10 protein-coding genes are annotated in these 13,010 nt (G+C 64.0%); 8 read left to right on the plus strand and 2 right to left on the minus strand.

What is annotated here, in order from left to right:
- The first annotated feature begins 89 nt into the window (after window positions 1–89).
- From pheS to K288_RS0121015, 5 genes are all read left to right on the plus strand, one after another.
- A complete protein-coding gene (gene pheS / locus K288_RS0120995; protein ID WP_027581335.1) occupies window positions 90–1,172 on the plus strand; it encodes a phenylalanine--tRNA ligase subunit alpha in 1,083 nt (360 codons plus the stop codon).
- Window positions 1,173–1,360: 188 nt separating this feature from the next.
- Entirely contained in the window at window positions 1,361–1,795 is a 435-nt protein-coding gene (locus K288_RS0121000) for an endonuclease domain-containing protein (protein ID WP_027581336.1), read from the plus strand.
- Complete coding sequence (gene pheT / locus K288_RS0121005) at window positions 1,792–4,200, plus strand: phenylalanine--tRNA ligase subunit beta (RefSeq protein ID WP_027581337.1); 2,409 nt, start codon at window positions 1,792–1,794, stop codon at window positions 4,198–4,200. The genes K288_RS0121000 and pheT overlap by 4 nt, the downstream gene beginning before the upstream one ends.
- Complete coding sequence (locus tag K288_RS0121010; RefSeq protein WP_027581338.1) at window positions 4,197–4,973, plus strand: sulfite exporter TauE/SafE family protein; 777 nt, start codon at window positions 4,197–4,199, stop codon at window positions 4,971–4,973. The genes pheT and K288_RS0121010 overlap by 4 nt, the downstream gene beginning before the upstream one ends.
- Window positions 4,974–5,124: 151 nt before the next feature.
- Entirely contained in the window at window positions 5,125–6,069 is a 945-nt protein-coding gene (locus K288_RS0121015) for an MBL fold metallo-hydrolase (RefSeq protein WP_027581339.1), read from the plus strand.
- 732 nt (window positions 6,070–6,801) lie between these two features.
- Here K288_RS0121015 and K288_RS0121020 read toward each other — a convergent pair.
- Window positions 6,802–8,226, minus strand: coding sequence for an NAD(P)/FAD-dependent oxidoreductase (locus K288_RS0121020; RefSeq protein WP_027581340.1), 1,425 nt, complete (start codon window positions 8,224–8,226; stop codon window positions 6,802–6,804).
- Between the two features lie 190 nt (window positions 8,227–8,416).
- Here K288_RS0121020 and K288_RS46105 point away from each other — a divergent pair, with 190 nt between their 5' ends.
- Window positions 8,417–9,313 carry a YiiX/YebB-like N1pC/P60 family cysteine hydrolase gene (locus tag K288_RS46105; protein WP_084799670.1) on the plus strand — a complete coding sequence of 299 codons (897 nt, stop codon included), beginning with the start codon at window positions 8,417–8,419 and terminating at the stop codon, window positions 9,311–9,313.
- On the opposite strand, the gene K288_RS46110 is transcribed toward K288_RS46105, so the two are convergent.
- Window positions 9,310–11,394, minus strand: a complete 2,085-nt coding sequence (locus tag K288_RS46110; RefSeq protein ID WP_084799674.1) for a TonB-dependent receptor — start codon at window positions 11,392–11,394, stop codon at window positions 9,310–9,312. The two genes, K288_RS46105 and K288_RS46110, sit on opposite strands and share 4 nt — an antisense overlap.
- 261 nt (window positions 11,395–11,655) lie before the next feature.
- On the opposite strand from K288_RS46110, the gene nikR reads away from it, so the two are divergent.
- A complete protein-coding gene (nikR, locus tag K288_RS0121035) occupies window positions 11,656–12,096 on the plus strand; it encodes a nickel-responsive transcriptional regulator NikR (protein WP_027581341.1) in 441 nt (146 codons plus the stop codon).
- A gap of 164 nt (window positions 12,097–12,260) precedes the next feature.
- Window positions 12,261–13,010: a sulfate transporter family protein gene (locus K288_RS0121040; protein WP_027581342.1), complete on the plus strand. Its 750-nt coding sequence runs from the start codon at window positions 12,261–12,263 to the stop codon at window positions 13,008–13,010.

Here is a 13,010-nt window from a genome sequence, read left to right on the forward strand (position 1 = left end):
GCGAAGTTTCTCGAAGTTGTCATGCCCGGCCAGTCCGGGCATGCCGGGCTGGGAGCGCCGGCTTGGTATCCTGGCCAAAAGGGATTGCCATGACCGACCTCGCTCAACTCGAATCTCAGATCCTTGCCGATATTGTAGCTGCCGGCGACGAACCGGCGCTCGAAGCTGTGCGCGTCGCCGCCCTCGGCAAGAAAGGCTCGATCTCGGCGCTGCTTGCCACGCTCGGCAAGATGTCGCCGGACGAGCGCAAGACCCAAGGCGCAGCGATCAACCTCGCCAAGGACAAGGTTGCGCAAGCGCTCGCCGAGCGCCGCGAGCTGCTGAAGGCCGCCGCCCTCGACGCCCGGCTCGCCTCCGAGACCATCGATGTCACGCTGCCGTTGCGCGAGGCGCCGGCGGAAGCGGGCCGCATCCATCCGCTCAGCCAGGTCTGGGATGAGCTGACGGCGATCTTCGCCGACATGGGATTTTCGGTCGCCGAAGGTCCTGACATCGAGACCGACGACTACAACTTCACCAAGCTGAACTTCCCGATCGGCCATCCCGCGCGCGAGATGCACGACACCTTCTTCTTCAATCCGAAGGAAGACGGCTCACGGATGCTGCTGCGGACCCACACCTCGCCGGTGCAGGTGCGCACGATGCTGACGCAGAAGCCGCCGATCCGCGTGATCTGTCCCGGCCGCACCTACCGCATCGATTCGGACGCGACCCACACGCCGCAATTCCACCAGGTCGAGGGTCTCGTGGTCGACAAGGCGTCGCATCTCGGCCACCTCAAATGGATCCTGCACGAGTTCTGCAAGGCGTTCTTCGAGGTCGACCACATCAACATGCGCTTCCGGCCGTCGTTCTTCCCGTTCACCGAGCCGTCGCTGGAAGTCGACATCCAGTGCCGCCGCGACAAGGGCGAGATCCGCTTCGGCGAGGGCGAGGACTGGCTGGAGATTTTGGGCTGCGGGATGGTGCACCCGAACGTGCTGCGCGCCTGCGGCCTCGATCCCGACGTCTACCAGGGTTTTGCCTGGGGCATGGGCATCGATCGCATCGCGATGTTGAAATACGGCATGTCGGATTTGCGCCAACTGTTCGACAGCGACGTCCGCTGGCTTAGCCACTACGGCTTCAAGCCGCTCGATCTCCCGACCCTGGCGGGGGGGCTGAGTTCGTGAGTCACGTCGGCAACCCCTGGGTGGATAGAGCCCCCACCCTGCCCCTCCCCCGCAAGCGGGGGAGGGAATAGATGGAGCTGGGCTCGTGCCACAAGGATACGTTCGCTCCATCCCCACGAAAGGTGGGACTCCCTCCCCCGCCTGCGGGGGAGGGTTGGGGTGAGGGTCTCTCCACAACGGGGCTGCCAATGGTCGATCCCGAACATCCGGAATGGAAAGTTTCGGACAGACTGCGCGCCAACGCGCGCGCCCTTCGACGCAACTCAACTGATGCCGAGCGCATCCTGTGGTCGGAGCTTCGCGATCACCGACTGAACGGAATCAGTTTCCGACGTCAGGTCCCGATCGAAAACTATATCGCCGACTTCGTCTGCCATGCCGCGAAGCTGGTTATCGAACTCGACGGCGGACAGCATTTTTCCGATCAAGGTGAGCGCGCCGACGCGGCACGCTCCGCGGTGATTGAAGCAAAGGGCTTCAAAGTCCTGCGCTTCAGCAACCTCGACTTCATGACAAATCGCGCTGGGGTACTCGAGACAATTGCCGCTGCCGTTGCGGAGAGAGCCCCCACCCTGGCCCTCCCCCGCAAGCGGGAGAGGGAACAAGAGAAGCAAAGCAAATGAAATTCACCCTCTCCTGGCTGAAGGAACATCTCGACACCGACGAGCCATTGGAAAAGCTCGCCGACAAGCTCACCATGATCGGGCTCGAAGTCGAGAACATCGACGACAAGGCGAAGGCGCTGGCGCCGTTCACCATTGCGCGGGTGATCTCGGCCGAACAGCATCCGAATGCCGATCGTCTGCGGGTCTGCATGGTCGACACCGGCAACGGTGCTGCGCCGGTGCAGGTGGTTTGCGGGGCGCCGAATGCGCGCGCCGGCCTGATCAGCGTGTTCTCAGCCCCCGGCACCTTCATTCCCGGCAAGAACATCACGCTTGGCGTCGGCACGATCAGGGGCGTCGAGAGCCGCGGCATGCTGTGCTCGGCGGCTGAACTCGAAATTTCCGACGATCATGACGGCATCATCGAATTGCCCACTGATGCGCCCGTCGGCCAAGCCTATGCCGAATGGGCCGGGCTCGGCGATCCCGTGATCGAGATCAACCTGACGCCGAACCGGCAGGATTGCACCGGCGTGCACGGGATCGCGCGCGATCTTTCCGCCGCTGACATGGGCAAGTTCATCGATCCCGCGATCAAGCCGATCAAGGGCGAATTCCCCTCGCCTGTGCAGGTGACGGTGGAAGACGCCACGCTCTGCCCGGGTTTCGCGCTGCGGCTGGTGCGCGGCGTGAAGAACGGCCCGTCGCCGGAATGGCTGCAGAAGCGCCTCGCTTCAATCGGTCTGCGGCCGATCAATGCGCTGGTCGATATCACCAACTTCATGACCTTCGACCGTGCGCGTCCCCTGCACGTGTTCGACGCCAGGAAGGTGAAGGGCAATCTGGTGGTGCGCCGCGCCTGCGACGGCGAGACGCTGCTCGCGCTCGATGGCCGCACCTACACGCTCGATTCCTCGATGTGCGTGATTGCTGACCAGGCCGGCGTCGAATCGCTCGCGGGCATCATGGGCGGCGAGGCCTCCGGCTGCGACGAGAACACCACCGACGTGCTGATCGAATCGGCGCTCTGGAACGAGATCAACATCGCGCAGACCGGACGCAAGCTCGGCATCAATTCGGATGCGCGCTACCGCTTCGAGCGCGGCGTCGATCCGGCCTTCATGGTGCCAGGCCTCGAGCTTGCGACCAAAATGGTGATGGAATTGTGCGGCGGCGCTCCGTCGGAAAACATCGTCGTCGGCAATCGCTTCGGCGACGACCGCGTGATCGATTTCCCGCTCACCGAGGTCAAGCGCCTCGCCGGGATTGAAGTGCCGCTGGTCGAGATGAAGCGCATCCTCACCCATCTCGGCTTCATGGTCGCGGGCACCGGCCCGGTGGTGAAGATCGCGGTGCCGTCCTGGCGCACCGATGTGCATGGCAAGGCCGATATCGTCGAGGAGATCGTCCGCATCGTCGGCGTCGACAAGGTGCCGGAGACGCCGTTCGATCGCGGCGAGGAACCTCGCAAGCCGGTGCTGACGACGATTCAGCTCCGCACCCGTCGCGCCAAGCGCGCGCTGGCGGCGCGCGGCATGGTCGAGGCGGTGACCTGGTCGTTCATCTCAAAGCCGGCCGCGGAATTGTTCGGCGGCGGACAGGCCGAGTTGGCGCTTGCCAACCCGATTGCGTCCGATCTCTCGGACATGCGGCCGAGCCTGTTGCCCGGCCTGGTCGCGGCCGCGCAGGCGAACATCAACCGCGGCTATCCTGATGTGGCGCTGTTCGAGGTCGGTCAGGTGTTCAAGGGCGACAGGCCGGAAGACCAGTTCGTGGCCGCTTCCGGCGTTCGCCATGGCTTCGCATCGTTGGAGGGCCTCGGGCGCAGCTGGTCCGGCTCGTCCGCCGCTGACGCATTCGACGCCAAGGCCGATGCGTTCGCGGTGCTTGCTGCCGCCGGCGCGCCGATGCAGGCACTGCAGATTGTGCCCGGCGGTCCCGCCTGGTTGCATCCCGGACGGTCCGGCACGATCCAGATCGGACCGCAGAACGTGCTTGGCCATTTCGGCGAGTTGCACCCGCGCGCGCTGGAGGCGCTCGGCGCCGATGGCCCGATGATCGCATTCGAGGTGATCCTCGACCGCGTCCCCGAGGCCAAGCGCAAGCCGACCCGCGCCAAGCCCGCGCTCGAACTGTCTGCGTTCCAGCCGGTGTCGCGCGATTTCGCCTTCATCGTCGATCGCAGCGTCAAGGCGGGTGACATCGTTCGCGCCGCGCTAGCCGTGGACAAGAAGCTGATCACTGATGTCACCGTGTTCGACGTCTATGAAGGCAAGGGCATGGAAGACGGCAAGAAGTCGATCGCGATCGCGGTCACCATTCAGCCGCGCGAGAAGACGCTGACCGACCAGGAGATCGACGCGGTGGCGGGCAAGATCGTCGCCGAGGTCACGAGGAAGACTGGCGGCACTCTCCGGGGATGAGTCCGGCTGGTCTCATCCCTTCGGACGTCAGCTTCAACGTTGCGCTGGCAATCTGTGCCATCGCCCTCGTCTCGGGCTTGGCACGGGGCTTTTCCGGTTTCGGCTCCGCGCTGATCTTCATGCCGCTGGCGAGCAGCATCGCCGCACCCCGCCTGGTGGCGGCGCTGCTCTTGATCATCGATTTCGTCGCCGCCATGCCGCTGCTGCCGAACGCCTGGCAGAAGGCCGAGCGCGGCGCCACCGCGATCATGGTGCTCGGCGCGCTCATCGGCGTGCCGATCGGGACCTATTTTCTCAACGTGCTCGATCCCGTGACCACGCGCTGGATCATTTCCGGCTTCGTCGCCGCGCTGATGGCATTGTTATTGTCGGGGTGGCGCTACCGCGGCAAGGACCACGCAGCGCTCTCAATTGGCATCGGCGGCCTCTCCGGTTTCTGCAGCGGGCTCGCGCAGACCGGCGGCCCGCCGATCGTCGGCTACTGGCTCGGACGCCCGATCACGCCTGCGGTGGCGCGCGCCAACATCGTGCTGTTCTTTGGCGCCTCGGATTTCTTTTCCGTCGTGAGCTATTTCTTCACCGGCCTGATCACCGCCGACTCCGTCAAGTTCTCGCTCGTGGTCGGCCCGGTCTACGCCATCGGCATCTGGTTCGGCGCCTCCCTGTTCGGCAAGGCCAGCGAACGTGTCTTTCGCGCCATCTGCTACGCCCTGATCGCCGCCGCCGTCATCGTCGGCCTGCCCGTCCTCGACGGCGTGCTGCGCGGGCGCTAGAGCATTTTCGGTTCTGATTGAATCAGAACCGAAGCTCTAGATTCTTGTTTTGACGCGTTTTCTTCACGCGAACCGGTATCCACTTCGCTCGAAAACGCTCTAGAATTCCGACGTTGAACCGGGCACGCAAAAAGGCCCAAGGGAGGAATCCATGATCGATCGCCGGAATGCGCTCAAACTGGCGCTCGGCGGCGCAGCCGCACTCGCCGCACCGGGCGTGCTGGCGCAGGCCGCAAAGCCGCGGACGCGGATCGTATTTCTGGGCACCAAAGGCGGCCCGCGCGTCGGCATCGGCGCTTCAAATCCTGCCAATGTCGTCGTGGTCAACGACACGCCGTTTGTCGTCGATTGTGGCATGGGCGTGAGCCGTCAGCTCGTGAATGCGGGCATTCCGATCCCTTCCGTCAAGTACATCTTCATCACCCACCATCACTCGGACCACAATCTCGAATACGGCAATCTCTTCTACAATGCCTGGGCCGCCGGGCTGTCCACGCCGATCCATTCGTTCGGTCCGAAAGGGATCGAGGCGATGACAAAGGCGTATTGGGAGCTGAACAAATTCGATGTCGAGACCCGGATCGAGGATGAAGGCCGGCCCGATCCGCGGAAATTGCTGATCGCGAAAGATATCAGCGACGACGGTGTGGTGTTGAAGACGTCCGACGTGACGGTCACGGCCTTCCGCACACCGCATCCACCCATCGTCGACAATTTTGCCTACAAGTTCGAGACGCCTGATGGCACGGTCGTGTTCTCCAGCGATACCGCCTACAATCCGAAGCTCGCGGAGTTCGCCAAGGGCGCCGATGTGCTGGTGCATGAATGCATGTATCTGCCCGCCGTCGATCGTCTGGTCGCCAAGACGAAGAACGGAGCAACGCTGAAGAAGCATCTTCTCGAAAGCCACACCACGACCGAGGATGTCGGCCGCATCGCGGCCGCTGCGGGAGTCAAGGTGCTGGTCATGAGCCATTTCGTCCCCGGAGACGATCCGCTCGTCACCGACGACAATTGGACCGAAGATGTGAAGAAGAATTTTTCCGGCCGTATCGTGGTCGCGAAGGATCTGATGGAGTTGAAGCTGCCGGTGTGAATCACATCGCAATCACTCTCGTGGCGGCCATGACAGGCGTTGTGCTGTTCGCACGATTTTCTTCAACCCAATCAAGGTGATTTGCCCTGTCCAGCCTTGCTGCGAAAAACATTCCGCTTCCGTCGTCGGGCAAATCAGCACTATGACCCTGCGCGTCTCACCCGGATGAGGGGCGGCTCGCGATCGTCACGAACGTTGCGGTGAGATGCGGTGGACGTGATGGTTGTGACTGACGAGCACAGGCGTCACGGACGGCGAAGTCGTGTGGTCCTGGCGCCCCGACGCTGGCGCTAAGCTCGCGAGCAGCAAGAGCTGCCGCGGGTGACGGTGGCAAAAAGCCCGGTCACCGGGGGAGAGCACGAAGTAAGCCGTACACCATCGCGCAGGGAAAGCCGGAATGCTTCGGTTGAACCTGTGGTCCTACCCCCGTGCTTTTTGTTGCACGGGACCCACGGGTGCAACCAGCACCCGGCTTTCCCTGCGCCCTCTGTTCAATGAGAGGGCGGAAAGTAAAGCAAAGCTCGGGCACAACATGCCGCGAGAACGCGAACGCATATCCGCTGTTTGATCAGACGTAGGATGGGTAGAGCGCAGCGAAACCCATCATTCACGCCGCTTGCTCCATCGCGATGGGTTTCGCTGCGCTCTACCCATCCTACGGTATCGCTGTTTGAAATTTGAATCGGAAGATATGCAATGCGAACGCCCTGCCCTTGCCGCTGGGCCGTGGCATCAGTCGAACAGCCCTCGCGGCTGGGCCGATTGCGCCGGCCGTGCGCGCCTGCGCTGCTTCTGGGGCGGCGGTGCTGCCGCCGCCGGTGCTGCCGGCAACGCACCGATCCGACGCAGCGCCGCTTCCGCGGCCCGTTCGCCGCTCTCCCAGGCGCCGTCGACCGTCCCCCACAAGGTGTCGTGCGTGGCCTCGCCGGCGAAATACATGCAGCCGACCGGATCGATCAGCGCGCGCCGTGCGGCCTGCCCGCCAGGCGCGGCCACCGACATCGCACCTAAAATATGGGGCGAAGCGTTCCAGCGTGTCGCACTCGACTTCTTGATGCCGGCCACCGCATCGCTGCCGAACAGCTTCTTCAGCCACTCCGTCGCGAATGCGATCATCGCCTGCTCGCCCTCCGCCGACAGATCGCGTCCGAACGAGCCCGCGACGTCGATCGTGCACAAGGATGAACCGCCGACATTAGCGTAGAGCAGTGCGGTGCGTGTCGAGGTGCTCTGCTCTATCAGGACATCATCGCGCGCGAGGCCAAGCGGATTGCCGGACATCTGCAGCGCGATGCGGTCGTAGCTGCCGAGGCTGAGCTTTGCGACGGCATCGCCAATGCGCCTGGGAAGCTCGGAATCGAACTTGAGCTTGCCGGCCGCGAGCACATTGGTCGATACCGTGATGATGGCGGCGCGCGCGAGTATCTTGCCCGAGGGCGTGTTCACCTCGACGTCGCGGTTGCTGTAGGAAATACGGTTAGCGGGCGTCGACAATGCCACCGGCAACTGCGCACCGAGCTTTGCGATCAGCGTACCGAGCCCCTGCCGGCAGGCAATTGCATTGTCGCGGTCTTGCGCCCGCGCCTTGTCGACGACCGACACCTCCTTGAGGTCCTTGCCGGTGAAACTGGCGCCGAGCACGAACTCCGCCGTGCCGGCCCAATCGCCAAGCTCTTTTGGCAGCACCGAGGCGCAGGACACGTCGCTCCGGCGCGCGGCATCGTCGATCGCGCGGTTGGCGCGGACCAGCGCGGCCAGGAACTCCTCGGTCTCGCCGGGACGCGCGTTGCGGCGGCCGATCCGGATCTTCTCGCCCTGTGGTGCGGGCATCAGTTCGAGCCCCGCGGTCCGCGCGAGGCGGATCATCGGATTGGTCTCGGGATTGTGCACCCAGCGCGCGCCGCGGTCGAACGGCACCTCGAAGGTCGAACTATCGGTCTGGCAACGGCCGCCGATCTGGCTCGACGCTTCCAGCACGATCACCTTGCGGCCCGCCGCCAATACTCGCCGCGCCGCAGCAATACCCGCAGCGCCCGCGCCGATGACCACGACGTCGGCGTCACGCGCCGGCGTCGCGGCTCGTACGCGGCCGGCAAGCAGCGGAGTAGCGGCAATGCCTGCGGACGCCGACAGGAAGTTGCGGCGGGTGATTGTCATATCATGGTTTCCGCAGGCTGAAGCAAATGGGAACAGCCCGCGAACCTTGCCGCATCTCATGCGGCGCAGCAACCATCATGGTGAATCAATCATGATTGATCGGCCGCGCCGATGAACCAAATTGCAACGGCTGGCGACCATGATAAGGAACCAAAAAGCGGAAGGGCAAGCCGCGCAGGGGGAAACTTTCATGGGCGTCGTGCTCGACACCATCGGCAAGGTGATCGCGGGCTACCTGCAGAAGGAGATCCCGGGTTACGAGCCGTTCACGCCGAGCGATCCGGAGCACCTGCTTGGCGTGATCGAGCCAGGCGATGTCCTGCTGATCGAAGGCAACAACCGCATTTCCGGCATCATCAAATACCTCACGCAGTCGACCTGGTCGCATGCCGCGCTCTATGTCGGTCCGGTCGACGGTGCCTGCGAGCCCGACGGCGAGCCGCATGTGCTGATCGAGGCCAATATCGGCGAGGGCGTGACCGCCGCGCCGCTGTCGAAATATTTCCCCTATCACACCCGCCTCTGCCGCCCGGTCGGGCTGTCCCACGAGGACCGCGAGACGGTGTGCCGCTATGCCATCAACCGGATCGGCTTCGGCTACGACACCAAGAACATCGTCGACCTCGCGCGCTACCTGTTCCCGATGCCGGTGCCGCAGCGCTGGCGGCGGCGGATGATCGCGCTTGGCTCGGGCGATCCCACCAAGATCATCTGCTCCGCGCTGATCGCACAGGCCTTCGATGCCGTGCGCTATCCCATCCTGCCCAAGATCACGCGCACCTCGAGCCGCAGAGCGCGGCGCGAGATCCTGCATATCCGCGATTCCTCGCTTTACATGCCGCGCGACTTCGACATCTCGCCCTATTTCGAAGTCGTCAAACCCACCATCGTGCACGGCTTCGACTACACCGCCCTGCACTGGGCCGACAAGCAGAAGCCGCTCGAGGAGGTGGCCGGCGAATTCAGTGTGTTTCAGGAAAAATCGCCGCCGCTTGTTCCTGAAACGATTGACCAGGAAGCGCCGCTTCCGCCTGCGCCTGAGGCTACGGAAGTGAAGGCGCCGGAGCTCACAGCTCAATCTCGCTAGAAGCGCGCAGCCAGCGTCAGGCGGACCGCGAGCGGTTCGGCGGGGTGGATGTGACGGTCGGCGACGCCTTCGATCGGTTCGCCCGGCAGCCGCGACAGGTAGTAGTATTCGATCTGGTTGGTGTTGGCATTGAAGAGATTGAGCACGTCGAGCTGCAGCCGCATGCCGTTGTCGAACTGGTAGCCGGCGCGAGCGTTGAAGATCAGCGAAGATTGCGAGCGCACGCTGTCATCCTCGATCAGCGGACGCGGCCCGAAATAGCGCGCGATCAGGGCGCCGAACCAGCCGGTCTCGCGGCCGAACGTCACCGCGCCGCTCGCGACCCAGGCCGGCGCACCCGGAATGAAATTGCCGACGGGATCGAAGTCGGTGAAGCGGGCGCGGGTATAGGCAAGATCGAGATCGACCTTCATCCACGGCAACGGCTTGTACTGGTTGGTCCACTCGACGCCGACACGCCGGCTCGGACGGCTCGCCTCGGTGGTGCCGGCGTCGCCGACGAACAGGAGCTCGGAATCGAAATCGAGCACGAACACAGCGAGCGAACTGGTGAGGCCTTCGACCGCCTTGGTTCGGATTCCGACCTCGGCGCCCTTGGAGCGGACCAGCAGCGGCACGCGATCGAGCGGGGTCACCTTGTCGGTGGGATCGACGGTGATCGTCGCGCCGCGGATGTCGTTCGAGTGCAATCCATAGCCGGCATTGCCGTAGAACTCGGTCTTGTACCAAGGGCCCAGCACGATGCCGGCCTTCGGGCTCGTCATCGCAGCCTGCGCATTGCCGGAATTTTGCGGCGTGTCGCTGAAGACGTGGCCGGCAAAGAAATCCTCGCGGAGGCCCACCGTGGTGCGCAGCCAGTCGGTCCAGCGCGCAGTGGTGTCGGCCCACAGGCCGATATTGCCTTCCTGCACGCGGTCCTCGCGCACGGTCGACAACTCCTGACGCTGGAAGGTCTTGAACAGGCCGACCTCGATATCGTCGCCGCGGGTCTGCAGGCCGACACGGGTCTGCGTCTCGATCCCGGCGACGCGCGCATCGAAGGCGTGGCTGGCGTCGAAGCCATAGACGGTGCGGCGATCGAGCTGGCTGAACTGGTCGCCATTGACGGGGTCGTCGAGGAAATAGGTGAAGTTGTTGAACAGCCGCAGCGACGAACGGATCACATAGGCATTCGCCCGGGTCTGGCCGTAGTCTCCGGATTGTGCCCAATTGCCGGACAGGCTGAAGCGGCTCGAGGTGCCGCCGTCGGTCGGATCGAGCGTGCCGAACCGGTCGATCAGGCCTTGGTCGATGGCGCGCTGCGCCACCTGGTCGGTCGACGTCCAGCCGTTGGAATAGGCCATCGCCGACAGCGTGAAGCCATCGGTCAGTGTGCCCTGGCTGTAGCGCAACACGCCGCTCACCTTGCGCACATCATCCGGCACGTCCCACGGGCCATCATATTTGTTGGCGACAATCGCGCCGAGCAGCGTACCCTCGCCAACCGCCGTCGAGCCCGCCGCCAGCGCGCGCTGATAGCCGAAGCTGCCCACGGTCACCTGCGCGAGGTTCTTCGGCAGCCGGTTGAGATAGTTGATGTCGACGCTGCCGGCAGAGGAGAAATCGCCGGTGTCGGCGTAGTACGGCCCTTTGCGGACGTTGATGGACTGGATCAGTTCCGGGATCAGGAAATTGATGTCGGCATAACCCTGCCCATGACCATGCGTCGGCATGTTGACGGGCATGCCGTCGACCTTGATCGCAAGATCAGTGCCGTGGTCGAGATTGAAGCCGCGCAGGAAATACTGGTTGGCTTTGCCCTCGCCGGAATGCTGGGTGACGATCAGGCCGGGCACCACTTCAAGGACCTCGCCGACACGCGATACCGGCAGCGCGTTGATCTCCTCGCCGCTGATACGCACCTCGCTTGCCGCGGTGGGTAGAAGATTGGCCACGCCCACCTGCCCCGTACCTGGCACGGCGCCATTCGCGGCCGATACAGGCTGGTTCGACTGGGCTACCGAAGTGCTGCGGCCGCTCCGCGGGTGGCGAGCTGGCTGAGCCCGCTTGATCCGCTTCGGTGGCGGCGTCTCCCGCGACATCACCGTGACCGGCGGAAGTTGATTGGCAGGCCCGGCGGCGACAGTTTGCGCCTGCGCCGTAGACGTAACGACAGCAAGCGAGGCGGCGGGAAAAATCCACCGGACAAATTCACGCAACGCCCCTACTCCCGCCTGGCGACCTGCTACAATTGACAGGCAACCGCACCAACTTCACCTCAACCCGGCACGGTGAGGCATACCAATCGAGTATGATGTTAAGATAACAATATCATACTGGCGAGACCCCAATCGGAAATTCCAATGCAACGGATCACCATCACCATCGAGGACGATTTGCTCGGCGAGATCGATGCCGCGGCAGAGGCGCGCGGCTACCAGAACCGCTCGGAGATCATCCGCGATCTCGCCCGTGCGGGATTGCAGCAGAGCGCGGAGGACGCGGCGCCTTCAGGGCAATGCGTGGCTGCGCTGGTATACGTATACGACCATGCCGCGCGCGACCTTTCGAGGCGGCTGGTGCAGAACTTCCATGGCCACCACGACTTGTCGCTGGCGACGTTGCATGTCCATCTCGACGACGACAGTTGCATGGAGGTGACGGCGCTGAAGGGCGCCGCCGGCGACGTCCGTCATCTCGCCGAGCACATCATCGCCGAGCGTGGCGTGCGCTATGGCCGGGTCGTGATGATCCCGACCGCACCGGACAAGAAGCCACACAAGCACGGGCACCGGCACGATTGAACCGTAGCCCGGATGGAGCGCAGCGCAATCCGGGGCCCCGGATGCCGGCGATGGTTTCCCCGGGTTGCGCTGCGCTTCACCCGGGCTACGACTGGCCACGCTCTTGCCGAGGCCACAAACCATGTCTAACTCTCGCGGGGGCTTTCGGGAGAGGTGAACCCACGATGTTAGATGCCGCCGTCAAGGCGCTCACGCAAATCCTGTCGCCGCCGATGCGCTCGATCCTGTGGCGCTCAATCGCGGTGGCGCTGGTCTTGGTGACGGTGCTCGCGATCGGATTGCAGCGGCTCTTGAGCTGGTTTGCCGACTATGGCGAGGTCTGGGCCGAGGGCCTGCTCGGCCCCAACTTTCACTCCACGCTCCACGTGCTTTCCTGGATCGTGTCAATCGCCGCCGGCCTCGGCGTGGTGCTCGGCGGTATCTTCCTGATGCCCGCGATCACCTCGCTGGTGGCGAGCCTGTTCGTCGACGAGGTCGCCGACCATGTCGAGTGTGAATATTATCCTGCCGAGCAGCCCGGGGTCGCGCTGCCGTTCAACGTCGCCATGACCGAGGGCGTCAAGACCGCGCTGCTGACCATCCTGGTCTATCTGGTCGCGCTTCCGTTCGTGTTCTTCGCCGGTGCCGGGTTCCTGATTTTCTTCTTCGCCACCGCCTGGCTGCTGGGCCGCGAATATTTCGAGCTTGCGGCGATGCGGTTCCGGCCACCGGCGGAGGCCAAGGCGATGCGCCGCGATAATGCGGCGACCATATTCACCGCCGGCCTGTTCATCGCGGCCTTCGTGTCGATCCCGATCGTCAACCTTGCGACGCCGCTGTTCGGCATGGCGTTCATGGTCCACATGCACAAGCGCCTGTCGGGCCCGAGGCCGGAATTGCTGGAGCCACGGCGGCAGGGAATGTCGGTACGTTGA

The organism is Bradyrhizobium sp. Ai1a-2 (assembly GCF_000426245.1).
Lineage (GTDB): Bacteria > Pseudomonadota > Alphaproteobacteria > Rhizobiales > Xanthobacteraceae > Bradyrhizobium.